Below are 23,905 nucleotides of genomic sequence, written 5' to 3' on the forward strand. Positions count from 1 at the left end.
CAGCGGGGCCGCACGGGGCAATGCCCCCTTTACGAATGCGCACTGGGCACTAAAGGCAAGCGCACTGCGCACGATCAGCGGGAATGGCACACATGAAATTGATGACCGGCAATTCGAATCTGCCGCTGGCCAAGGCGATCGCGGAATATCTGGAAATTCCGTTGACCGATGCAAGCGTCCGCCGCTTTGCCGATGAAGAAGTTTTCGTGGAAATCCACGAGAATGTCCGCGGCGAAGATGTGTTCGTGCTGCAATCGACGGGCTTTCCCGCCAATGACAATCTGATGGAATTGCTGATCTGCATCGACGCGCTGAAACGCGCCTCGGCCAAGCGCATCACCGCCGTCATCCCTTATTTCGGGTATGCCCGCCAGGATCGCAAACCGGGGCCGCGCACGCCGATTTCCGCCAAATTGGTCGCCAATCTGATCACCGTCGCTGGCGCCGACCGCGTGCTTTCGATCGACCTGCACGCCGGGCAGATCCAGGGCTTTTTCGATATCCCGACAGACAATCTCTATGGCGCGCCCGTGATGTCAGCCGACATACAGGCGCGGTTCGGCGACAAGAAGATCATGGTCGTCTCGCCCGACGTGGGCGGCGTGGTGCGGGCTCGCGCGTTGGCCAAGCGGCTGGACAACGCCCCTCTGGCGATCGTCGACAAGCGCCGCGAGCGCGCGGGCGAAAGCGAAGTGATGAACATCATCGGCGATGTCGAAGGCCGCTTCTGCATCCTGATCGACGATATCGTCGATTCGGCCGGCACGCTATGCAACGCTGCCGCTGCGCTAAAGGCGGCGGGCGCTGAAGATGTGGTTGCCTATTGCACCCACGGCGTACTGTCCGGCGGTGCCGTCGCGCGCGTCGAGGGATCGGAACTGGCCGAACTGGTGATCACCGATTCGATCGGCAGCCACGATGTGATCAAAGACGCCAAGAAGATCCGCCACCTGACGATCGCCCCGCTCCTGGCCGAAGCCATCCGCCGCATCGCGGACGAAAGCTCGGTCTCCAGCCTGTTCGATTGATTACGGCTGGGTTTCGGCAAACGGATCGTAATTGCCGAAATTCCAGACATTGCCCTCGCTATCCCACACATCATAGGCACGGCCGGGATAGCCTTCATTGTCATACGGCCCCTTGATGATCCGCGCGCCGGCGGCCTTGGCGCGGGCGGCGTGGCTGTCGGGATCGTCGATCACGGCGCAGATGCTCATCGTGATGCCGCCCGCCTCGGCCGGGGTCTTCCATTGGTAGAGCCGCGCCGATTCGGAGCCGTTATTCGTGCTGCCGAGCATGATCATATTGCCGTCCAGCGTGAGCTGGGCGTGATGGACGATCGCGGGATTCATGTCGTCGGCATAAACGACATGCGGCACGAAGCCGAAGGCGTCGCCAAGGAAACGGATCGCGGCGGGCGCATCCTTATAGCGGAGACAGGGGATCAGGGCATTGCGGATCATTTACACGACTCCTTCGCTCTTGCCCCGGAAGCCTAGTGAACGCATGAGATGATGCAATGATGCTTTCCGATGATGATATCGCCCTGTCGCACGCCCTTGCCGATGTCGCAGGGCAGGCCATCCGTCCCTTTTTCCGCGCCCGCTTCGAAATCGACACCAAGAGCGACCAGTCGCCGGTGACCGAGGCGGATCGCGCGGCGGAAGCGGCGATGCGACGCCTGATCGAAGCCGAACGCCCGATGGATGGCATCATCGGCGAGGAATATGGAGAGAAACCGGGTGTCAGCGGCCGCATTTGGGTGCTCGATCCGATCGATGGCACACGCAGCTTCATCGCCGGACGCCCCATCTTCGGCACGCTGATCGCGATGCTGGGCGAAGGATGGCCATTGTTGGGCGTGATCGATCAACCGATTGGCAAGGAACGCTGGGCGGGTGCGGTGGGGCGCAAAACGACGTTCAATGGCAAGCCCGTAACCACGCGCGCCTGCACCGGGCTGGACAAGGCGATTCTCGCGACCACCGGCCCGCAATATTTCAGCCCGCACGCCGCCGAGCATTTCTCCGTGCTGGCAGCGCATTGCGGCGACACGCTGTTTGGCGGGGATTGCTATAATTACGGGCTCTGCGCCTCGGGGCATGTCGATCTGGTCGTCGAATCGGGCCTGAAGCTCTATGATTTTGCCGCGCTGGTGCCGATCGTGGAGGGCGCCGGCGGCCGGATGTGCGACTGGTCCGGCGAACCGCTGGATCAGGACAGCAAGGGCGATGTCATCGCCGCGGGCGATCCGGCGCGGGTGGAAGAGATTTGCGAGGCGCTCGCGCACCGGCATTGATTTAATGGATATCTAACCCCGCTTGTGTCGAGCGCAGTCGAGACATTTTCCGATATGTCCCCACGTCCCTCGACTAGGCTCGGGACAAACGGCCCAGCGGAGTTGGCCTCAGAAAATCCCCAGAAACTTCTTCTTCTGGCTCTTCTTCTCGTCTTTTGACGTCTTGCCGCTTTCGCTTTTCGCGGTGGTGCCCTTGCCCACATCGTCGCGCGGCTGGCCCTTGGTGGTGCGCTGAGACGCAGCATCGGCACCCGCCAGAACCGGGCCGCACGCCGCAGATTTCGCATCGCCAACATCGACGAACGCCAGCACGGCGGCAAGCGGGCTGGCAACGATTCCCAGTCCGAGAGCGGCACCAGCCCGGCCGACCAGTTCGGGGCTGATGATGTCCAGCTTCGGCGCCGCAAAATAGCCACCCAAGCCTACAGGCGACTGCCCCGAGAGAAAGCTGAATTTCTTGCCATCCGCCCTATAGGCCAGATCGAGCGATTCATTCTTGAAGCTGAACCCGCCGCGCCCGAGCATCACATTCTTCTTCGTATCGATCAGGATCGGGTCCGCCGCCGCAATGCCGTCGCGCACCGTGAACGCGATCACCCCGCAATTGATCTGGACCGGCTCCTTCAATTTGCCCTGAAACATCTTGGTGACGAAGGTGCCCACATCCAGCTCGCCAAGCTGGATGTTGCGCGTCCAGAAGCTGCCCTGCGGCAGGATCACGGCGATCCGGCCGTCGGCACTGGCAAGCGATTCGTGCACGGTATCGCCTTCACCGGTCATCTGCACCCTTGCTTTCAATGTGCCGGTCGTGCCGGACTCCTCCACGCCAAAGCCGGCCAGCAGCTTGCCCATCGGCGTGGGAGAAAGACGGATGTCATATGTCGTCCGCACGGGCACGCCTCGCGCATCGATGGCGATGTCCGAAGAAAGATGCCCGCCCGCTATATCGAAGGTGAGCGGAGAGAGTTTGAGCAGGCTTTTGTTGAGATCGAGTGTCAGTGCGATGTTGGATATCGGGAAGCTCTCGGCGCGCACGCGGGCAACGCTGTAATCCACATGGGCGTCGAATCGCTTGAGCGCGTCCACCCGGAGCGGCGCATCGGGCAGGATGCGCGGCGTGCCGCCCACCTGCGTGATCGCACCTTTGCCACCCTGGGCATCCAGTCGCTGCGGATCATAGCCGAAGAACGGCCCAGCATCGATGATGTCGAGCGTATCGGTCTTCAGATCGGCATCGATCATCAGCCGGTTTTCGGGCATGGATACGGTCATCAGGCCCGCGAGATCGCTTTCGCCGAACACGCCTTTCAGCCGGGTGAAGCGCCACGCGCCGCCCTTTTTGGTGAGATTGGAAACGAAGCGATAGGTTCGTGTATCGGGGATGGCGACACCGAGGAAATCGAACAACAGGCTGAGATTCGGGCCACGCACGCCCATCTTCAGATCGGCACCTTCGATTTCTGTCGCACCGGGCAAGGTGCCGGAAACCGCGAGCACTGTTGGGCCGGACCGCGCTTCGAAACGAAGCTGGTTCCTGCCCCCGACCACCGTCTGATTGGGCGACATCAGGCTACCCGCCAGCGTGAAAGGCTTGGCGCGCATCGTGCCATTGCCCGAAAACCGGATATCGTTGGCGAATTTCGTATCGGCCGCCTTGATGGTGTCGAGGGTGATATCGGCATTGAGCTGAAGCACCGGATCGCGGTAGCGGACATTGGTGCCCTGAATGATAGCCGCGCTGATCAACGGCAGTTCGAGCGGCTCGGCCTTCTTGTTCGGATCGCCGAAGGTCCAGGTGTTGCGTCTGGATTGCGCATCCCATTCAAGATCCACATTGCCATCGACCAGTTGCAGCCAGTTCACCCGGCGCTTGCCGAACAGCAGCGTCCAGGTGGCGATGTTGGTGTCGATCAACGTCGATTCGAAAAAATTGGGCTTACTCGCCCATTGCGGATTGGAAACGGTCATCCCCTCCGCCAGAAATTTCACGTCGAGCGGATTGAAATAGAGCTGGAAATCGCCAGCGACCTTCACCTCACGCAGCGTCATCGCACTCACAGTGCGTTCGAACGGCCTTTTGAGGAATCGCCCCTTGGTGACGTAAAGCACCAGCCAGGCGAGCAGGATCAGGCCTATGACTGTCGTCACGAACGAGACGACGGCAGCGATCGCAAGCCGAAGCGGATCACGCTGCTTGGCTGGATTGCCCGGGGGCGCGGCTTCTAGGGTAATCTGGCTGGCCATAGGGGAGGAAACCCGCGCCGCATCGATACGGTTCCGATTCGAGATGAATCCGCATGGTTGCAATATCGGCGACTCTCCTTTATGCGCCCCACTTTCCGCGATCTGAGGGACTGTCCGGCCACTAGGGCTGCCGCGACCGTCTGCAATCGTCGAACTTGAGGAGACGAAAATGCCCAAACTGAAGACCAAGAGCGGGGTCAAGAAGCGATTCAAGATCACCGCCACCGGCAAGGTGAAGCACGGCGTAGCCGGCAAGCGTCACCGTCTGTCGCATCACAATGCCAAGTACATCCGCCAGAACCGCGGCACCAGCGTGCTTTCCGAGGCCGATTGGGGCCATGTGAAGCTCTGGGCGCCCTACGGCCTGCGTTGAGGAGATACTGAATGGCACGCGTCAAACGTGGTGTAACCACCAAAGCAAAACATAAGCGGATTCTGGATCAGGCGAAGGGCTTTTACGGCCGTCGCAAGAACACCATCCGTATCGCCCGTCAGGCTGTCGAAAAGGCCGGACAATATGCGTATCGCGACCGCAAGGTTAAGAAGCGCACGTTCCGTGGCCTGTGGATCCAGCGCATCAATGCGGCTGTCCGCATGGAAGACCTGACCTATTCGCAGTTCATGAACGGCGTGAAGCTGGCGGGGATCGAACTCGATCGGAAGGTCATGGCGGATCTCGCCATGAACGAACCGGCGGCGTTCAGCGTCATCATCGCTCAGGTGAAGGCGGCTCTCCCCAAGGCCGCCTAAACCGGCCTGAGTGAGCGTTCTAAAGGGGCGCGGATGGTGAAAGCCATCCGCGCCCTTTGCTTTTGATGCTCCGTCATTCCCGCGCAGGCGGGAATCCATACGCGCCTGTGCTAGCAGAACGGTCCGGGGGCGTTCGAAGGGGCAGAAATGAAAGAGCGCGAACCTTGTGTCTACATTCTTTCCAATGGAAAGCATGGAACACTTTATGCGGGCGTCACTTCCGATTTGATCGCCCGGCTTTATCAGCATCGGACCGGCTTGATCAAAGGGTTCACAAGCCGCTACGGCGTTGCACGACTGGTTTATTTCGAGCGCTTCGAGGATATGCCCTCGGCGATCCTGCGCGAGAAGCAGCTTAAAAAGTGGAATCGCTCTTGGAAGATCAATCTGATCGAAGAAAATAATCCGGAATGGCTTGATCTGGCGATCGATCTCGGTTTCGAGCGCGTGAAAGCACGATAAGATTTGGTCCCAGTTCGTCAAAACTCGCTCAGACGGAAATCATCCGCAGCAGCGAATATATTGATGAATATTTCCGGACCGTTGAGTTTATGGATCCCCGCCTTCGCGGGGATGACGGAATAGGCGTAGAATGACCGATCTGACCAATTTGCAAGCCGAACTGATGGCGACGATCGCCGGTGCGACGACCACCGAAGCGATTGAGGATGTTCGCGTGAAGGCGCTGGGCAAGCAGGGCGCGATCACCGCGCTGCTGAAATCGCTGGGCGGGATGACGCCGGAGCAACGGCTGAGCGAAGGGCCGAAGATTCACGCGCTCCGCGAAGCGGTGACCCAGGCCATTGGCGATCGCAAGGCGGGTCTTGAACGCGCTGCGCTGGATGCGAAGCTGGCCGGGGAAACGCTGGACATGACGCTGCCGCCGCCGGCTGCCGTGCAGGGCAGCGTCCATCCCGTTTCGCAGGTGATGGACGAACTGGCGGAAATCTTCGCGGATCTCGGCTTCTCCGTGGCCACCGGGCCGGAGATCGAGGACGATTGGCATAATTTCACCGCGCTCAATATTCCCGAGACGCATCCCGCGCGCGCGATGCACGATACTTTCTATTTCCCCGATGAGGTAGATGGAAAGAAGATGCTTTTGCGCACGCACACGTCTCCGGTTCAGATTCGCACGATGATGAGCCAGGACGCGCCGATCCGCATCATCGCGCCGGGCCGCGTTTACCGTTCGGATTCGGATGCGACGCACACGCCGATGTTTCACCAGATCGAAGGCCTGGTGGTCGATCGCGGCATCCATATGGGGCACCTCAAATGGACGCTGGAAACCTTTCTCAAGGCGTTTTTCGAGCGTGACGACATCGTGCTCCGTCTGCGCCCCAGCTATTTCCCCTTCACCGAACCCTCGGTGGAAATCGACATCGGCTACACGATCGAAAAGGGCCGCCGCGTGCTCGGCGGTTCGGATGGATGGCTCGAAGTGCTGGGCAGCGGGATGGTGCATCCCAAGGTGATCGAAAATTGCGGGCTCGATCCCAAAGAGTGGCAGGGCTTCGCCTTCGGAACAGGCATCGACCGTCTCGCCATGCTCAAATACGGCATGGACGATCTGCGCCCCTTCTTTGACGGCGATCTACGCTGGCTGCGCCATTATGGCTTCGCAGCGCTCGACATACCCACGCTGAGCGGAGGAGTCGGCGCATGAAATTCACCCTCTCATGGCTGAAAGAGCATCTGGATACCGATGCCACGATCGACACGATCCTCGATACGCTGAACGCGATCGGGCTCGAAGTGGAAGGCGTGGAGAATCCGGCCGAGAAGCTGGCACCCTTCATCATCGCCAAAGTGCTGAGCGCCGCGCCGCATCCGCAGGCGGACAAGTTGCAGGTGCTTTCGGTGGACGCCGGCGACGGCCCGCTTCAAGTGGTCTGCGGCGCGCCCAATGCGCGTGCGGGCCTCGTCGGCGTGTTCGGTGCGCCGGGTGCCTATGTGCCGGGCAGCGACATCACGCTGAAAGTCGCCGCCATCCGCGGCGTCGAATCCAATGGCATGATGTGTTCGGTGCGCGAGCTTCAACTGGGCGAAGAGCATGACGGCATCATCGCGCTTCCCGAAGATGCCCCGATCGGCGCGGTTTATGCCGTCTGGGCCGGTCTCGATGATCCCGTGATCGATGTTTCGATCACGCCCAACCGACAGGATTGCATGGGCGTGCGGGGCATCGCGCGCGATCTCGCGGCCGCCGGGATCGGCACGCTGAAGACGCTCGACGTCACACCCGTGCCGGCCACAGGCGAAGGCCCGGATGTGCGGATCGAGGATGCGGAGGGTTGCCCGGCTTATTATGGCCAGTCGGTTTCCGGCGTGTCCAACGGTGCCAGCCCGGACTGGATGGCCAAACGGCTGAAGGCGATCGGGCAGAAGCCGATTTCCGCACTGGTCGATATTACCAATTATGTGATGTTCGATCTGGGACGCCCGCTTCATGTGTATGACCGGGCGAAGCTGACCGGCGCGCTGGTGGCGCGCAAAGCCCGGGATGGCGAGACGGCGCAGGCGTTGAACGGCAAGAGCTATGCGCTGGACGCGACCATGACCGTGATCGCGGATGACAGCCATGTGCACGACATCGGCGGCATCATGGGCGGCGCGGATTCGGGGGTGGAACTCACCACCACCGACGTACTGATCGAATGCGCTTATTTCACGCCCGACCATATCGCGCGCACGGGGCAGAAGCTGACATTGACCAGCGACGCGCGCAGCCGCTTCGAGCGCGGAGTGGATCCGGCCTTTTTGGAAGACGGTCTGGCGATCGCCACCCGGCTGGTCACGGAAATCTGCGGCGGCAGCCCGAGCGGGATCACGCGCGCAGGCGCAGCGCCCGTGTCGATGCCCGGCTTCGATTACGATCCGGCGCAGACCGAAACTTTGGCCGGCGTGGCCGTGCCCGCCGAGCGGCAGAAGGCGATTTTGGAGAGCCTCGGTTTCGCTGTGGATGCTGATTGGCGGGTCGGCGTGCCGACATGGCGTCGTGACGTCACGGGCACTGCGGACCTCGTGGAAGAGATAGTGCGCATCGTCGGTCTGGGCTCGGTGCCATCCACGCCGCTGCCGCGCATCGCCGGCGTTGCCACGCCAACCGCGACGCCCGAACAGCTTATGGAGCGCAAGGCGCGACGCGCAGCCGCCGCACGCGGCTTGAACGAAGCGGTAACCTGGAGCTTCGTATCCGAGAAGGACGCCGCGGCGTTCGGCGGTGGCGATTGGGTGCTCGCCAATCCGATTTCGGAAGACATGAAGGTGATGCGCCCCTCGCTGCTGCCCGGCCTGCTTTCGGCCGCCAAGCGCAATCAGGCGCGGGGGGCGGACAGCATTCGTCTGTTCGAGATCGGGCGGCGCTATTTCAAGGATTGCGAGCGGCTGACGCTGAGCTTCGTGCTGACGGGCGACCGGACGCCGCGCAACTGGCAGGCCGGCAAGGCGGCACCCTTCGATGCCTATGACGCCAAGGGCGAGGCGCTGGCGCTGCTCGCCGCAGCGGGCGCGCCGGTCGATAATCTGCAGAATTTCGGGGAAGCGGGCGATCATTATCATCCCGGTCAATCCGCCACCTTCCGCCTGGGACCGAAGACCGTGCTGGCCGCTTATGGCGTCTTGCATCCATTGACCGCCAAGGCGTTCGATCTGGATGGGACGGTGATCGCGGGTGAGATCTTCCTCGACGCACTTCCCGCCAAACGCACGAGCAGCCCGATGCGGACAGCTTATGCCCCCCCCGCGCTGCAGGCCGTGACGCGCGACTTCGCATTTCTGGTGCCGGTGGAAACGCCGGCCCATGTGCTGGTCCGTGCGGTCAAAGGATCGGACAAATCATCGATCGTGGACGTGCGTCTGTTCGACGTGTTTTCCGGCCAGGGCGTCACGGAGGGTCATAAATCGCTGGCCATCGAGGTCGTGATGCAGCCGGCGGACAAGAGCTTCACCGATGAGGAACTGACCGCGATTTCGACGAAGATCGTGCAGGCGGCCGAGAAGGCCGGCGGGAAGCTGCGTGGCTGATCCACGGTGCCTGCCGATCGCCATCGCCGGCGCGGCAATGGCGATGATGGGCGCTTCGGCATCGGCTGCGCCGCCAAGGCCGTGCGCCATGGCGGCGTCCGATCGCACATGGATCAATGGCGCGCTGGGCCATTGGCGGACGAGCGAGCGGACGCTCCTGAAACTGGACCAGCAGCCTTTGCCCACCATCTACGCGATCGATGCCCGTTGCACCTATAGGCGCCACGCGGGCACCGGCGCATGGCGCGGCGATCCCCATGGCGGATCGATCCGGCTGCCGGGGGCCCCCCCCCCCAAGGTCGGCCCGATCGCTTTTGCGTCCGCGCGCGGCGCGACCCGTTATTTCGCGATCGGACTCCCCTCCGTATGGCGCGCCGCTGGCGTCACGAGCACGATCGGGCTGGAGCGACTGATGGATGGCGTGATGCTGCACGAACTCGTCCACACGCGACAATTCCATTTCGCCAATCCCACGCTGAAAGCGATCAGCGCCCGCTACGGGCTGGGCGACGACATCGATGACGATTCGCTGCAGGCGCGGTTCGGCAAAGACCCCGCTTACCGGGCCGCCTATTTCAACGAGCGCGACATGCTGTTCGCCGCGGCGGCGGCGTCTTCCGATGCGGAGGCCCGCCGGCTCGCCGGAGAAGCGCTCAAAATGATGCGCGCGCGGCATCAGCGCTGGTTTGTCGGCGGCGATGCGCGTTGGGCGGCGCTGGACGACATTTTCCTGACGATGGAAGGGGCGGGGCAATGGCTCGCTTACGCCTGGCTGACATCGCCCGCGGGCGAGAAGCTGCCGCGCGCCACCGCGCTCCGGGGCGTGCGGCGGGATGGGAAACAATGGTCTCAGGATCAGGGACTGGCTTTATTCCTGACGATCGACCGGCTCGTTCCAGGATGGCAGAGACTGGCGTTTGCAAAACAGCCGCACCTCGCCACAGCGCTTCTGGAGCGCGCGGCCCGTGGATGAACTCGAGAGCGTCATCATCACGTCGAACGGGCTGACCGCGAAGATCGCGCGGCTGGGTGCCGAGCTTGTCAGCCTTCGCGACCCGCAACACCGCGAATTGATGAGCGACGGCGATCCTGCCTATTGGACCGGCCGCGCGCCGATCCTGTTTCCGATCGTCGGACGCCTGGATGGCGATCGCTACACGCTGGATGGCGACCGTTATGCCCTGCCCCAGCATGGCTTCGCGCGGCGGACCGAATTTGCGATCGCCGAGCAAGGCGAAAGTCATGTGCGCCTGCGGCTTACCGACAGCCCGGTGACCCGCGTCGCCTATCCCTTTGCCTTCGTGCTGGAAATGGATTTCCTTCTGGATGGCGCAACCCTGACGATGGCTGCCACGATCCGCAATCCGGGTTTGGTGCCGCTGCCGGCAAGCTTTGGCTATCACCCGGCCTTTGCCTGGCCATTGCCCTATGAAGCGGCGCGCACGGGTCACCGGATTGTTTTCGAAGCAGACGAGGCCGCCGATATCCTTGCGATTACATCGGATGGATTGATTGACGGCAAACGCCCAAGTCCCGTTGAAGGCGATACATTGCGGTTGTCCGATGATCTGTTCGCCCATGGCGCGCTGATCTGGAACACGCTCGACAGCCGCAGTCTGCGCTACGGCCCGCCTGCTGGCCCCGCGCTGGAAATGGACTTTCCCGATACCGAATGGCTGGGCGTCTGGACCAAGCCGGGTGCCGGCTTCGTCTGCATCGAACCCTGGGCTGGCATGGCCGACACGCTGGGCTATCACGGTGATTTCCGGGATCGGCCCGGTGTATTCGAGATCGCGCCGGGCAGCAGCCGGACCTTCCGGATGACCGTGCGGCTCGCCGAGAACTGACCGCTTTCGGTCCGACTGAGCCATTTCTACGAGAATTTTTCCGAAAGCAGTGCAATGACCCCTTCCTATCCCGATCGCCGTACCTTTGCGATCATCTCCCATCCTGACGCCGGCAAGACCACGCTCACCGAAAAGCTGCTGCTGTTCGGCGGCGCGATCCATCTCGCGGGCGAGGTGAAGGCGCGCGGTGCCAACCGCCGCGCCCGATCGGACTGGATGAAGATCGAGCAGCAGCGCGGCATCTCGGTCACATCCTCGGTGATGACATTCGAGCGTGAGGGGATCACCTTCAACCTGCTCGACACGCCGGGGCATGAGGATTTCTCCGAAGATACCTATCGCACGCTGACCGCGGTCGATTCCGCCGTGATGGTGATCGACGCCGCCAAGGGCATCGAGCCACAGACGCGCAAATTGTTCGAAGTCTGCCGCCTGCGCTCCGTGCCGATCATCACCTTCATCAACAAGGTGGACCGCGAGGGGCGCGATCCCTTCGAGCTGATGGACGAAGTGGCCGACATGCTCGCGCTTGACGTGACGCCGATGAGCTGGCCAGCGGGCATGGGTGGGCAATTCGAGGGCGTTTACGATTTGAAGGCGCATACGCTGATGCAGCCGACGGGGGACAGCCGCGCCTTCGAGGGGAAAGTGACCCAGCTTTCCGGCCTCGACGATCCCAAGCTGGCTGACGTGCTGAGCGCCGACGCGCTCAAGCGCCTTCATGACGAGACCGAACTGGCGGTGGGCGGCTATGACGCGTTCGACCCGGTGGCCTATCGCAATGGTGATCAGACCCCGGTCTATTTCGGATCGGCGCTGAAGGAATTCGGCGTGGGCGAACTGATCGACGCGCTGGCGAAATATGCGCCGCCGCCGCGCACACAACCCGCCGAACCCTTGCCCATCGGCCCCGAGCATGAGGGCGTGACCGGCTTCATCTTCAAGGTGCAGGCGAATATGGATCCCAATCATAGGGATCGCATCGCGTTCATGCGGCTCTGCTCGGGCCGATTCAAGCGCGGCATGAAGCTGACGCCTTCGGGCAGCGGCAAGCCGATTGCGGTGCACAGCCCGATCCTGTTCTTCGCGCAGAATCGCGAACTTGCCGACGAGGCGTTTCCCGGCGACATCATCGGCATTCCCAATCACGGCACGCTGCGCGTTGGCGATACGCTGACCGAAGGCGAGGCGATCCGCTTTACCGGACTGCCCAATTTCGCCCCCGAAATTCTGCGCCGTGTGGCGCTGATCGATTTCACCAAGACCAAGCAGCTCCGCAAGGCGCTGGACGATATGGCCGAAGAAGGCGTGACTCAGGTCTTCTATCCCGAGATCGGATCGAACTGGATCATCGGCGTGGTGGGTCAGTTGCAGCTCGAAGTGCTGCTGAGCCGGCTCGACGCCGAATATAAGGTTGCGGCCAAACTGGAGCCGTCGCCCTGGGATACCGCGCGGTGGATTTCGGGCGACGAGGCCGCGATGAAGGCATTCGCCGCCATCAATCAGAGTTCGCTCGCCAAGGATCGCGACGGCAATCTGGTCTATATGGCCAAGAGCGCGTGGGACGTGGGCTATGTGCAGGAGCGCAATCCGGACATTACATTCTCCGCGACGCGGGAGCGCTAATCCACCCAGTCTTGCCGCAAATGCCTGGCACCCAGCGCCATGAGCAGAGCGGCGAGCAGATAGAAGCCCAGGGCGATCAGCATCGAATAGCGCAGTGCCTGATCGCCCTGGCTGTGCGTCAGCGCATCGGACAATGCACCCAACACGAACGTACCGCCGCCGATGCCGACCAGATTGTTGATCAGCAAGAAGCTGGCCGACGCGGTGGCGCGCATATGCGGGGGCACGATATGCTGGACCGCGGTGATCACCGGGCCGAGCCAGATATAGGCCAGCGCCTGCGGAATGAGGAACAACGCGAACGCCGCGCCGACGGTATTGGACAGAATACCCGCGGCAAACAGCGGCACGGCGAGCACAAAGGCGATGGCGGGCATAAGCGCATAATTGGCGCGATCCTTTGCCCCCAGCCGATCGCCGATAAGACCGCCGCCCAGCACGCCCACCGTGCCGCCGAGCAACAACACGCCCCCGTAGAAATAGGATGTCTGCACCAGATCGAGCCCGAAACTGCGCTGGAGCAATTGGGGAAACCAAAAGGCGAAGCCATAGCCCAACATCGAACTAGACGCGGCACCCAGTGCGAGCAGCCAGAAGCTCTTCTTCGCCGCCAAGATCCCGAACACGGCGGACACGGGAGTCGTCTCAGACGACTTTGATGCGGGGCGCGCGGGCTCGCGCACGATCAGGCGGAACAGCGGAGCGATCATCACGCCGGCAAGGCCGACCGCGATGAACGCCGCGCGCCAGTCGACCGTCGCCGCAATATAGCCGCCGAAAATCACGCCCAAGGCCGCGCCGAGAGGAATGCCGAGCGAATAGATGGAGAGCGCCCGCGCGCGTTCGTCCGGCGGGAAATAATCCGAGATCAGCGCATAAGAGGGAGCCACCCCGCCGGCCTCTCCGACGCCGACACCCAATCGCGCCAGAAAGAGTTGCCAGAATCCGGTGGTGAGGCCGCATAGTGCGGTAAATCCGCTCCAGACCGCCAGCGATCCGGTGATCACCCAGGTCCGGCTGGTCTTGTCGGCTAGCAGGGCCAGCGGCACGGCGAGCGTTGAATAGAGCAGCGCAAAGGCAATGCCGCCCAGCAGGCCAAGCTGGGTATCACTCAATCCCAGCTCCGCCTTGATCGGCCCGGCGAGGATGCCGAGGATCTGGCGATCGACGAAATTGAACGTATAGACGAGCAGGAGCATCGCGAGAACGGCGAAGCGATAGCGCGATGGTCTCACCGCCGGAGACGTGGCCACCCTAACCCCTCCACGGTATCGTGGAGGGGGATGATCTGAAGGTGGCGCTGTTCATTCAGAACTTCACGCCAACGGTCGCGAACACCTGACGGGGATTGCCGTAAAAGGCGGTGACCACGCCTTCGCGGCCGAGCGTGGGCGTGATGTTGCCCGCGGGCGTCAGGACAGGCTGACCCGTGGTGGGATTGACCACGGCGAATTGATAGCCCGAGGTGATATACTGCTTATCGAGCAGATTCTTGCCATGCAGACCGATCGAATAGCGCTCGTCATCCGAAGTCCAGACCAGGCTGGCGTCGAGCAACGCATAGCCCTTCTGATCGAGATAGGGGCTTGGCGTTTCGAACTGGCTGGTCTTGCTGCGATAGGACAATGTGGTCGAAGCGTTGACCAGGCCCGATGCCGCCGGAATGGCGACGCCGAACGTGCCGGATGTCGTCCATTTCGGCGTGTTCTGGATCTTGCGGAAATCCGCGACGTCCACGCCCAGATTGTTGATGAAGCTGCGATATTGGCCGTCGATATAGCCCAGCGTCCCCGTAAAGGTGATGGCAGAGCCTGCACCTGCAAAATCACGCGCGAGCGCCGCGAAGGTCTCGAATTCAATGCCCTTCATCCGCGCCTTGGATGCGTTGGTGGTGACGCCCGCAAAGCTGTCGAACGTGCCGTCGCCATTGGTATCGACGCCGACGGAGCCGGGGATCTGCACATCCTTATAGTCCGCGTAGAATCCCGTCAGCGCGAGGCGCACACGGCGATCGAACAGCGATGCTTTCCAGCCGAGTTCGTAACTGTCCACCGTTTCGGGATCGAAAGAGAGGAAATCATAGATTTCCTGATAGCTGCGCACGCCATCGCGATTGGTGTCCGGTGCCGAGGTGGAAAGGCCGCGCGGATCGAAGCCGCCGCCCTTGAAGCCCTTGGAATAGGAGGCGTAAAGCGTGTGGTCTTCGGTCGGCTTGAAACTGATCGAGGCCCGCGGGGTGAATTCCTTGAACGTGGCATCGCCCAGGAAATCGGAGGTGGTGGCCAGGACAAGCGGGGTGCCGCCGAATTCGGCTGACGTGCCGATCTTGCTTTGCCGCAGGATTCGGGAATGACGACGATCAACCGTGTAACGCCCACCAACCGAAACCGCGATCTGGCTGGTGAGATCATAAGTGAAATCGCCGAAGGCCGACCATGTGTCAGTGCGCACATCGCCCGCGGTATAGGCGTTGAAGCCGGGTGAGGTGGTGGACAGCAGCACGTCGAAGCCAGTCGAAGCCTTGGCATCGAGATAATAAAAGCCGATCAAACCGTTCAGCTTGTCGCCCTCGTAAAGAAGCTGGAATTCCTGGCTGATCTGTTCGTTGCGATACACCGCCGGCACATCGACATCCACCGCGGGAAGCGCGTCGAAGTCGATCGGGGTGAAGCTGGTGTCTTTGCGCCATGCCGATATGCTGCGAAACGTGAATGTATCGGACAATTCAGCGGTGATGTTCATCGCCAGACCATAGGCCTTCACATCCTGCTTCGGATTGTTGAGCCCGGCGCGCGTATCATACACATCGTCCAGCACCGGCGCGCCGGATTGCAGGCCGGCAATCAAGCGATGGCCGTTGCGCGGATCGGACTTGTCACGCGTATAATCGCCCGAAATCCGAATGAGCATCCGATCGTCAGGCGAATTGAATTCGAGCGTGCCGCGCCCCGCCCAGACATCCTTATTATAGTTTTCGAGGCCGGGGACGGTCAGATTGTCGCCGAAGCCGCCGCGTGACAGGCGCGCGAGCGATCCACCGATGCGAAGCTGATCGCCAATAGGGGCGCTGGCGGAGATGATCCCGTCCGCCTGATTATAGCTGCCATAGGTGCCGCGCACCTTGAGCTGGAACGTGTCGGATAGGCGCTTGGTTACGTATTTGATGGCACCGCCGATGGTGTTGCGCCCATAAAGTGTCCCCTGCGGCCCGCGCAGAACCTCGATCCGCTCGACCTCATAGATATCGAGCACCGCCGCCTGCGGCCGGTTCAGATAGACGTCATCGAGATAGATGCCGACGCCGGCCTCGAATCCGGGGACGGGATCCTGCTGGCCGACGCCGCGGATGAAGGCGGTCAGCGTGTTGTTGGTGCCGCGTGAATTCTCCAGCGTGGTGTTCGGCGTGACATTGGAGATGTCGGTGATGTCGAGCGCGCCCTGCGCCTCAAGCTGCGCACCGGAAAACGCGGTGATGGCGATCGGCACATCGAGCAGGCTTTCCTCGCGACGGCGCGCCGTCACCACGATCGCGCCATAATCGTCTTCAGCAATTTCTTCCTCGAGCGGAGAATCCTGCGCTAAAAGCGGCTGGGCAGTGAAGGCGCACAGCGCGGCACCGAGATTGAGAATAGCGCGCGTCGAAAAACGGGGGCGTATCATGGCATTCCTCTCCAAAATTCAGGCTCAACCTCTGCTGGGTTGTGCCGCGTCGAAAGGCTCTATACTGAAACCTGAACCGGGTTTCAACTTCGGATCGACAGGAGAGTAAAATCGTGGCCGAGCGTAGCACGGATGCAACACTATCGGACCCGCCGCCGACCAGCGCCGCGAAAACCCCCCGCACCGAACGCGGCCGCAAGACGCTACGCGCGATCCTCGACGCGGCTGCGGTGGAATTTGGCGAAAAGGGATTTCACGACGGCTCGATCAGCGGCATCACCCAGCGCGCGGGGGTCGCACTCGGCAGCTTCTACACCTATTTCGATTCGAAGGATGAGGTGTTCCGCGCCTTGGTGCGCGACATGAGCGCGCAGGTCCGCGATCATGTCGGCCCGCATGTGCTGGCGGCGGCGGACGAACTGGCCGCGGAAAAGGCGGGTCTGAAGACCTTTCTGGAATTTGTGCGGCAGCATAAGGAAATCTACCGGATCATCGACGAATCCGAATTCGTCGATCAGGAGAGCTATCGTCAGCATTACGAAACATCCGTCCAGCGGATCGATGCCCGGCTGAAAGCGGGCGCGGCGCGCGGCGAGGTGCGCGCCGATGTGAACGAAGTTCATGCCTGGGCGATCATGGGGATGAATGTATTTCTCGGCTTGCGCTACGGCGTGTGGGACGAGAACACCCCGACCGAAGACGTGGCCGCGATCGCCAATGACATGCTCAGACGCGGGCTCGCGCCAGATTGATCAGCGCTGGAGCAGGAATACCGCATGTTCCGCGCGAAAATTTGCCGCAGCGGCGGTCGTCGCTTTGTCTCCGTTCAAAAACCATGCGCCTTCGACCGTGATCCCGCGCTCTTTCAGCAGCGCCCGGAAATCGTCGATCGTAACATGATGGATGTTGGGCGTTTCATACCAGGCGACCGGCAACAGCCGGGTCACGGGCATCCTTCCGCCCCATAATAATGACAGCCGCACGCGCCAATGCGCAAAATTGGGGAAGGACACGAAGGCCTGTCGCCCAATCCGCAGAAGCTGTTCGAGCACCAGATCAGGCCGCATCGTGGTCTGCAGCGTCTGGCTGAGGATCGCATAATCGAAGCTGTCATCGGGATAATCCACCAGATCGGCCTCGGCATTGCCCTGAATGACGGATAGTCCGCGCGCGACCGCCGACGATACATTTTCCGGATCGATTTCCAGCCCGCGCGCATCGACGCCCAGCCGATCGCGCAGCACCGCCATCAGCGCGCCATCGCCACAGCCGACATCGAGCACGCGCGCGCCCTGCGCGACATTGGCGGCGATCACCGCCAGATCGGGGCGCAAGTCGCTCATCGGCTTTCCCCAGCCCTCAAAAAACCATCCGCGATCCGGTTCAATTCGGGCGATTCCAGCAGGAATGCGTCATGGCCGAACGGACTCTTGAGTTCGACGAAGCTGACCGGCGCGCCCGCCGCATTCAGCGCATGGACGATCGCCCGCGATTCGGCGGTCGGATAAAGCCAGTCCGTATCGAAACTGATCAGGCAGAAACGCGCGCGGCTGGCTTTGAAGGCATGGGCCAGATGCCCGCCATGCTCTTCCGCCAGATCGAAATAATCCATGGCGCGGGTGATGTAGAGATAGGAATTGGCGTCGAACCTATCCGTGAAGCTCAATCCCTGATGACGCAAATAGCTTTCGATCTGGAAATCAGCATCGAATCCGAACGTCTTGGCATCCCGCCCCTGCAGCTTGCGCCCGAATTTCTCGGTCAGCCCCGCTTCGGACAGATAGGTGATGTGCGCGGCCATGCGCGCGACCGCAAGGCCCGCGCTGGGCGGATCGGCATCGGCGTAATAATCTCCGCCACGCCATTTGGGATCGGCCATGATCGCCTGACGCCCCACCTCGTGGAACGCGATGTTCTGCGCCGAATGCCGCGCGGTAGAGGCGATGACCAGCGCGGCCTCGACACGATCGGGATAGGTCGCCGGCCAGGACAGCGCCTGCATCCCGCCCATAGAGCCGCCGACGACCGCGTGGAGCCGATCGACGCCCAGATGATCGAGCAGCATCGCCTGCGCGCGCACCATATCCCTGATCGTGATCACGGGAAAACGCATTCCATAGGCCGTCAGGGAAGAGGGCTCGATCGCCGCCGGGCCGGATGACCCCATGCAGCTTCCCAGCACATTGGCGCAGATGATGAAATGCCGCGCCGGATCGATCGGCTTGCCGGGGCCGACCATCCGCGTCCACCAGCCGGGCTTGCCCGTGGTGGGGTGAACCGACGCCACATATTGATCCCCGGTCAGCGCGTGACAGATCAGGATCGCGTTCGATTTGTCTGCATTGAGCAGACCGTAGGTTTCATAAGCGATTTCGACAGGCGACAGTTTGGCACCGCTATCCAGCAAGAGCGGACCGGGCAGGGAAACGGTGCGGGAAAGCCCGAAACGGGCGTCGTCGATCATGCCATGCTGTTAGGGCCGCCGGGCGCGCGCTTCAAGCGGCACATTGCTTTACGTCCGGATTGCCATGATCCTTGGTTGCGCATCGGGCGTGTTTGGGCCATGCGCCAGCGCATGAACGCACCCGCTCCCGCTCCACAACCCAAGGACTGGATCATGGGCATCGCGCCCTATGTTCCAGGCCGATCGACCACCGATGACGGCCGCAAGGTCGCCAAGCTCTCGTCCAATGAAAACCCTCTGGGAACGAGTGCAAAAGCCGTCACCGCCTTCGACGCGGCGAACGTGTCGCTGTCCCGCTATCCCGATGCGAGCGCGGTGGATCTGCGTGCTGCAATTGGCGCGCAATATGGCCTTGATCCCGCGCGCGTGATCTATGGCACCGGATCGGACGAAATCCTGCATCTGGCCGCCGGTGCCTTTGCCGGGCAGGGCGATGAAGTGCTGTTCGTGCGCTATGGCTTTTCGGTCTACGAGATCGCCGCGCGGCGCGTGGGCGCGGTGCCGGTGATCGCGCCTGATCGGGATTACGCGACCGATGTCGATGCCCTGCTCGCGCTGGTCACGCCGCGCACGCGCGTGGTCTTCGTGGCCAATCCCAACAATCCCACGGGCACTTATTCGCCGCGTGAGGAGATCGCGCGACTGCACGCCGCTTTGCCCGCTGATGTGCTGCTGGTGGTGGATCAGGCCTATGCCGAATATCTGGACGTCACCGAATTGGATGGCGCGTTCGAACTGGCGATGACCGCATCCAATGTGCTGGTGACGCGCACTTTCTCCAAGATTTACGGGCTGGCGGCAGAGCGTATCGGCTGGGGCTATGCCTCCGCCGCGATCGTTGACGCGCTGCATCGCATTCGCGCGCCATTCAACGTGACCGCCGCCGGGCAGAATGCCGCGATCGCCGCGTTGGCGGATAGCGATTTCGTCGATCTCAGCCGCGCGCATAATGCGCAGTGGCTGGCCTGGTTCACCGATCAGGTGGGCGCAATGGGCAATTTCGGGCTGCGCGCCATTCCGTCGCGCGCGAATTTCCTGCTCGTGATCTTCGAAGGAAAGCTGACGGCCGAAAATGCCTATAAGGGGCTGATGGATCGCGGCTATATCGTCCGCTGGCTGCCGGGGCAGGGGCTTGGCCAGGGTCTGCGCATCACCATCGGCACTGAAGCCGAAATCCGTGGCGTGGCGACGGCGCTGCGCGCCATGGCGGAGGCGGCGGGCTGATGCTGCCCTTCGCGCGCGTCACCGTGATCGGCCTGGGCCTGATCGGATCCTCGATCCTGCGCGCAGTGCGCGTGCATATGCCGACCGTGCGGCTGACCGGGCACGACGTCGATCCTGATGTGCGCCAGACGGTGCGGGCGCTCGATCTGTGCGACGATGTGACCGATACAGCGGGCGCGGCGGTGATCGACGCCGATCTTGTCATCCTGTGCGTGCCGGTGGGCATCATGGGCGACGTCGCGGCGGGCTTTGCCGCCGATCTTCCTGCGGACGCGATCGTGAGCGACGTGGGATCCTGCAAGGCCAGTGTGCAGGCCGCATTGCGGGCGGCGTTGCCCGGTGCCATCGTCATCCCGGCGCATCCCGTCGCGGGCACGGAGCGCAGCGGTCCGGAAGCGGGTTTTTCCAGCCTGTTCCACAAGCGCTATTGCATCATCACGCCCGAAGAGGGCGCGGACGAAACCGCCATCGCGCGGCTGGAATCCTTCTGGGAAAAGCTGGGCGCAGACGTAGAGCGGATGGATGCCGCGCATCATGATCTGGTGCTCGCGGTCACCAGCCATCTGCCGCATCTGATCGCCTACACCATCGTCGGAACGGCATCCGATCTGGAAACCGTGACGCAGAGCGAGGTGATCAAATATTCCGCCGGCGGTTTCCGCGATTTCACGCGCATCGCCGCCTCCGATCCCACGATGTGGCGTGACGTGTTCCTAGCCAACAAGGATGCCGTGCTGGAGATGCTCCAGCGCTTTTCGGAGGATCTAAGCGCGCTGCAGCGGGCGATCCGCTGGGACAAGGGCGATGAATTGTTCGAACTGTTCAGCCGCACCCGCGCGGTGCGCCGCAGCATCATCGAGCAGGGGCAGGATGATGCCAGGGAAGATTTCGGGCGCACCCACGAATAAGCGGCGTCACGCGCCGTCGTTCAGCACATTGATCTCGCGGTGCACGATCGCTTCCGCCTCGGCCCGGTCCATGCCGGGCGGGATGACGTCCCCGAAGCGAAAGGTGATCACGCCGGGGCGCTTGACGAAACTGTGCCGGGGCGAGAGCCGGCCGCTATCCATCGCCACGGGCACCACCGGCAACCCGATCTGGCGATAGAGCCCCGCAAAGCCCGCGCGGAGCGGCGGGGATTCGCCATGTGGCACGCGCGTGCCTTCGGGAAAGATCACGAGCGAACGGCCCTCCGCCGCCGATGCCTTGGCCGCCTTGATCAGCAACCGCAGCGCCTTGGCCCCGCCATCGCGGTCGATCGGGATCACGCCATGCAAGGTGGCAACCCGGCCCCATAAGGGAATATCGGTCAGCTCCTTCTTCACCAGCACGGCGGGATCGCGGAATAGCACCAGCACTTCCACCGTCTCGAACATGGATTCATGCTTGATCGCATAGAGCACCGGATAATCCGGGATCACGCCCTCGACGCGAACCTCGATTTTCAGGATATGGCGCGCGCACCAATGATGGAGCTGCGCCCAGATTCTACCCGCATGGCGAACGCCTTTGGAGCCGAAAGGAGCAGCCACCAGCCCGTAAAAAATGGGTACAAGGCTGCCGATGTAGAACACCAGCGCAAACAGCGCGGACCGAACGGCCATTATCATCGGATCAAAGCCCCACCAGCGCAGCGATTCGGCTCAGCAGATATTTGTGATATTCCTTGAACAACACATAAAACCCCGGATCACTTTTCACTGCATCCCCCGTCACGTCCACCTGTCCATCCAGCACGCGCGCGAGCTCGAACCGGGCACGACGCATGTGCCAGTCGGTCGTCACCAGGCGGATGGTGCTGTATTTCTTCGCCTTGAGCCAGGCCGCGGTCTCCAGCGCGTTGGACCGGGTATCCACCGCTTCATGCCCCAGATCGATGCAGCAATCGTACAATGCGATCGGGGCGTTGGTGAGATTGGCCAATTCGCGCGGCTTCACATCGCGATTGACCCCGGACACCAGCATCGCCTCTGCCTTGCCGGCCTTGAGCATCGTCAGGCCGCGCTCGATCCGCCCCGGCCCGCCGGTGAGCACCACGATCGCATCCGTCTTTTCGCCATCCGCCGGGCGCGGCAGCCAGATGACGAAGGCGGCAAAGCCAAGCGCCCAGATCAGCGGCACGATCGAGAGGATACGTTTGATCACAGCATCTTCCGCAAAGTGCGGATCACAGTGATCCGCGCCGCAATGGTGGCGAGCAGTCCCCCCGCCAGCGGCAATATCAAGATAAGCGCCCAAGCCCGCAAACCAAGCCCGACCGATCCGAGCAATTCCGATCCGATCGCGTCCAGCCGGTGGCCAAGCACCAGCATCACGATCACCGCCAGCACGAGACCGATCGCACCGCCGAACAACGCATCCAGCGCGATCCGGCGCTGAAACAGGCGCGCGATCTGAACATCGGTGGCACCCATCAGGTGCATCACGTCAATCGTCGCCCGATGTGTGTTAAGCGCAGCGCGCGCCGCCAGCACTACGGCGGCAGCGGTGGCCATGGCCATCATCAGCACCAACGTCATCGACAACCATTGCAGCGATCCGATCAGTCCGGCGAGCGGCGCAAGCCATTGTGCATGACGATCGACCCGAGCGCCGGGGACCGCTTCGTGCACGGCCTGCTCGATATCGGCGATATCCTTGTCGCCCGTGCGTGACACCGTGACGTCGATCAGCGCGGGCACCGGGAGCGCGTCACCGCCAAGGCCTTCTCCACCCAGCCAAGGCGCGAGCAGCGCGTTCATTTCCTTTTCATCGAGCCGATCGACGGATTGCACCCCGGCAAGCCCATCCAGCGCCTCCATCACATCGCGCGCCTGCGCATCGCGGCGCTTGGCATTGGCTTCCACGATCTGCACCGTGAGCTTGCCCGCCAGATCGCGCCCCAGGCCGTCCGCCGCTTCACCCAGGCCAAGCCCGGCAGCGACGGCAAGCGCGGTGAGAAACATCATGATCGCGATCACCCAGGGCATCGGTCCTGCAAACCGCCCTTCCGGCAGCAGCCGGCGATCCGATGCGGAAGCACGCCATGAAAAGCTCATCTGTTCTGCCCGTCTTCCGGCGGGCGGGGTGGATAGCGCAATGCACCCGTCGGATCGGAGAGGCGACCGCGGTCGAGCCGCATCATGTTGGCATTCTGGATCCGGCTGAGCAGATGGATATCATGCGTCGCCACCACGATCGTCGTGCCGAGTTTGTTCAGCCCTTCGAACAGATGCAGCAGCCGCGCCGCCATATCCGGATCGACGTTGCCGGTCGGTTCGTCGGCCACCAGCAGGTCCGGCCGCCCAATCACCGCACGGGCGATGGCGACCCGCTGCTGTTCGCCGCCCGACAGCGTGGCGGGGCGCGCGCTGGCGCGATCGCCCAGCCCCACCCAGGACAGCATTTCATTCACCGGTGCCTGGATATCCTTATCTTCCATCCCGCCAATCCGCAGCGGCAACGCGATATTGTCGAATGCCGAAAGGTGCGGCACGAGCCGGAAATCCTGGAACACCACACCGATGCGACGGCGTAGCCCCGGCAGCCGCTTGCGCGGCAGCATCACGGCATCCTCGCCAAATAGCCGGATCAGACCACGGCTGGGGCGTTGGGAGAGATAAAGCAGCTTCAGCAGCGAGGTTTTCCCCGCGCCGGAAGGGCCGGTGAGGAAATAAAAGGAGCCGCGGGCCAGGCTGAAACTGACGTCGGACAGCGTTTCAGCGCCCGTGCCATAGCGCAGGCCGACATTTTCGAACTGCACGATGCTGGTCATGCGGCCCG

General features: G+C 62.4%; 23 protein-coding genes. 13 read left to right on the forward strand and 10 right to left on the reverse strand.

The window, feature by feature from the left end; translation table 11 throughout:
• The first annotated feature begins 92 nt into the window (after window positions 1-92).
• Window positions 93-1,028: a ribose-phosphate pyrophosphokinase gene (locus FHS49_RS00175; RefSeq protein WP_184014262.1), complete on the forward strand. Its 936-nt coding sequence runs from the start codon at window positions 93-95 to the stop codon at window positions 1,026-1,028.
• Here FHS49_RS00175 and FHS49_RS00180 read toward each other — a convergent pair whose 3' ends face one another.
• On the reverse strand, window positions 1,029-1,463 hold the full coding sequence (locus FHS49_RS00180; protein ID WP_184014263.1) for a VOC family protein: 435 nt from the start codon (window positions 1,461-1,463) through the stop codon (window positions 1,029-1,031). It abuts the gene before it with no gap.
• A gap of 59 nt (window positions 1,464-1,522) precedes the next feature.
• On the opposite strand from FHS49_RS00180, the gene hisN reads away from it, so the two are divergent.
• Window positions 1,523-2,299: a histidinol-phosphatase gene (hisN, locus tag FHS49_RS00185; protein WP_184015852.1), complete on the forward strand. Its 777-nt coding sequence runs from the start codon at window positions 1,523-1,525 to the stop codon at window positions 2,297-2,299.
• 108 nt (window positions 2,300-2,407) lie between these two features.
• On the opposite strand, the gene FHS49_RS00190 is transcribed toward hisN, so the two are convergent.
• Entirely contained in the window at window positions 2,408-4,543 is a 2,136-nt protein-coding gene (locus FHS49_RS00190; RefSeq protein ID WP_184014265.1) for an AsmA family protein, read from the reverse strand.
• Window positions 4,544-4,712: 169 nt separating this feature from the next.
• Here FHS49_RS00190 and rpmI point away from each other — a divergent pair, with 169 nt between their 5' ends.
• The 8 genes from rpmI to FHS49_RS00230 all read left to right on the forward strand — a co-directional run bounded on the left by rpmI (window position 4,713) and on the right by FHS49_RS00230 (window position 12,795).
• Window positions 4,713-4,916, forward strand: coding sequence for a 50S ribosomal protein L35 (gene rpmI, locus FHS49_RS00195; protein ID WP_184014267.1), 204 nt, complete (start codon window positions 4,713-4,715; stop codon window positions 4,914-4,916).
• An 11-nt stretch (window positions 4,917-4,927) separates the two neighbouring features.
• Window positions 4,928-5,293 (forward strand): 50S ribosomal protein L20, encoded by a 366-nt coding sequence (gene rplT / locus FHS49_RS00200; RefSeq protein ID WP_184014269.1) that lies wholly within the window; start codon window positions 4,928-4,930, stop codon window positions 5,291-5,293.
• A gap of 147 nt (window positions 5,294-5,440) precedes the next feature.
• Window positions 5,441-5,755 carry a GIY-YIG nuclease family protein gene (locus FHS49_RS00205; RefSeq protein WP_184014271.1) on the forward strand — a complete coding sequence of 105 codons (315 nt, stop codon included), beginning with the start codon at window positions 5,441-5,443 and terminating at the stop codon, window positions 5,753-5,755.
• A 130-nt stretch (window positions 5,756-5,885) separates the two neighbouring features.
• Window positions 5,886-6,962, forward strand: a complete 1,077-nt coding sequence (pheS, locus tag FHS49_RS00210) for a phenylalanine--tRNA ligase subunit alpha (protein ID WP_184014273.1) — start codon at window positions 5,886-5,888, stop codon at window positions 6,960-6,962.
• On the forward strand, window positions 6,959-9,322 hold the full coding sequence (gene pheT, locus FHS49_RS00215) for a phenylalanine--tRNA ligase subunit beta (protein WP_184014274.1): 2,364 nt from the start codon (window positions 6,959-6,961) through the stop codon (window positions 9,320-9,322). Before pheS ends, pheT begins: the two co-directional genes overlap by 4 nt.
• Complete coding sequence (locus FHS49_RS00220) at window positions 9,315-10,295, forward strand: hypothetical protein (RefSeq protein WP_184014276.1); 981 nt, start codon at window positions 9,315-9,317, stop codon at window positions 10,293-10,295. Before pheT ends, FHS49_RS00220 begins: the two co-directional genes overlap by 8 nt.
• The gene (locus FHS49_RS00225; protein WP_184014278.1) at window positions 10,288-11,169 is read left to right on the forward strand and encodes an aldose epimerase family protein; all 882 of its coding nucleotides are present in this window, start codon (window positions 10,288-10,290) and stop codon (window positions 11,167-11,169) included. Before FHS49_RS00220 ends, FHS49_RS00225 begins: the two co-directional genes overlap by 8 nt.
• Before the next feature lie 54 nt (window positions 11,170-11,223).
• Window positions 11,224-12,795, forward strand: coding sequence for a peptide chain release factor 3 (locus FHS49_RS00230; RefSeq protein WP_184014280.1), 1,572 nt, complete (start codon window positions 11,224-11,226; stop codon window positions 12,793-12,795).
• Here the strand turns inward: FHS49_RS00230 and FHS49_RS00235 are convergent.
• The gene (locus tag FHS49_RS00235) at window positions 12,792-13,994 is read right to left on the reverse strand and encodes a spinster family MFS transporter (protein ID WP_184015854.1); all 1,203 of its coding nucleotides are present in this window, start codon (window positions 13,992-13,994) and stop codon (window positions 12,792-12,794) included. The two genes, FHS49_RS00230 and FHS49_RS00235, sit on opposite strands and share 4 nt — an antisense overlap.
• A gap of 109 nt (window positions 13,995-14,103) precedes the next feature.
• The gene (locus tag FHS49_RS00240; RefSeq protein ID WP_425502666.1) at window positions 14,104-16,452 is read right to left on the reverse strand and encodes a TonB-dependent receptor; all 2,349 of its coding nucleotides are present in this window, start codon (window positions 16,450-16,452) and stop codon (window positions 14,104-14,106) included.
• 116 nt (window positions 16,453-16,568) lie between these two features.
• Between FHS49_RS00240 and FHS49_RS00245 the strand changes: the two genes are divergently transcribed.
• Entirely contained in the window at window positions 16,569-17,207 is a 639-nt protein-coding gene (locus FHS49_RS00245) for a TetR family transcriptional regulator (RefSeq protein ID WP_184014284.1), read from the forward strand.
• On the opposite strand, the gene metW is transcribed toward FHS49_RS00245, so the two are convergent.
• Window positions 17,208-17,798, reverse strand: coding sequence for a methionine biosynthesis protein MetW (gene metW / locus FHS49_RS00250; protein WP_184014286.1), 591 nt, complete (start codon window positions 17,796-17,798; stop codon window positions 17,208-17,210). It lies immediately after the preceding gene.
• A complete protein-coding gene (gene metX, locus FHS49_RS00255; protein WP_184014288.1) occupies window positions 17,795-18,919 on the reverse strand; it encodes a homoserine O-acetyltransferase MetX in 1,125 nt (374 codons plus the stop codon). Before metX ends, metW begins: the two co-directional genes overlap by 4 nt.
• A 111-nt stretch (window positions 18,920-19,030) precedes the next feature.
• On the opposite strand from metX, the gene hisC reads away from it, so the two are divergent.
• A complete protein-coding gene (gene hisC / locus FHS49_RS00260; protein ID WP_184014290.1) occupies window positions 19,031-20,143 on the forward strand; it encodes a histidinol-phosphate transaminase in 1,113 nt (370 codons plus the stop codon).
• Window positions 20,143-21,051, forward strand: a complete 909-nt coding sequence (locus tag FHS49_RS00265) for a prephenate/arogenate dehydrogenase family protein (RefSeq protein ID WP_184014292.1) — start codon at window positions 20,143-20,145, stop codon at window positions 21,049-21,051. The genes hisC and FHS49_RS00265 overlap by 1 nt, the downstream gene beginning before the upstream one ends.
• A 6-nt stretch (window positions 21,052-21,057) precedes the next feature.
• Here FHS49_RS00265 and FHS49_RS00270 read toward each other — a convergent pair whose 3' ends face one another.
• The 4 genes from FHS49_RS00270 to ftsE are packed head-to-tail and all read right to left on the reverse strand — an operon-like array spanning window position 21,058 to window position 23,897.
• A complete protein-coding gene (locus FHS49_RS00270; protein ID WP_343052860.1) occupies window positions 21,058-21,747 on the reverse strand; it encodes a lysophospholipid acyltransferase family protein in 690 nt (229 codons plus the stop codon).
• 10 nt (window positions 21,748-21,757) lie between these two features.
• The gene (locus FHS49_RS00275; protein WP_184014296.1) at window positions 21,758-22,288 is read right to left on the reverse strand and encodes an ElyC/SanA/YdcF family protein; all 531 of its coding nucleotides are present in this window, start codon (window positions 22,286-22,288) and stop codon (window positions 21,758-21,760) included.
• Entirely contained in the window at window positions 22,285-23,181 is an 897-nt protein-coding gene (locus FHS49_RS00280) for a cell division protein FtsX (protein ID WP_184014298.1), read from the reverse strand. Before FHS49_RS00280 ends, FHS49_RS00275 begins: the two co-directional genes overlap by 4 nt.
• Window positions 23,178-23,897, reverse strand: a complete 720-nt coding sequence (gene ftsE, locus FHS49_RS00285) for a cell division ATP-binding protein FtsE (RefSeq protein ID WP_184014300.1) — start codon at window positions 23,895-23,897, stop codon at window positions 23,178-23,180. The genes FHS49_RS00280 and ftsE overlap by 4 nt, the downstream gene beginning before the upstream one ends.
• Between the last annotated feature and the right edge of the window lie 8 nt (window positions 23,898-23,905).

This window comes from Sphingobium boeckii, assembly GCF_014199215.1.
Classification (GTDB): Bacteria; Pseudomonadota; Alphaproteobacteria; order Sphingomonadales; family Sphingomonadaceae; genus Sphingobium_A; species Sphingobium_A boeckii.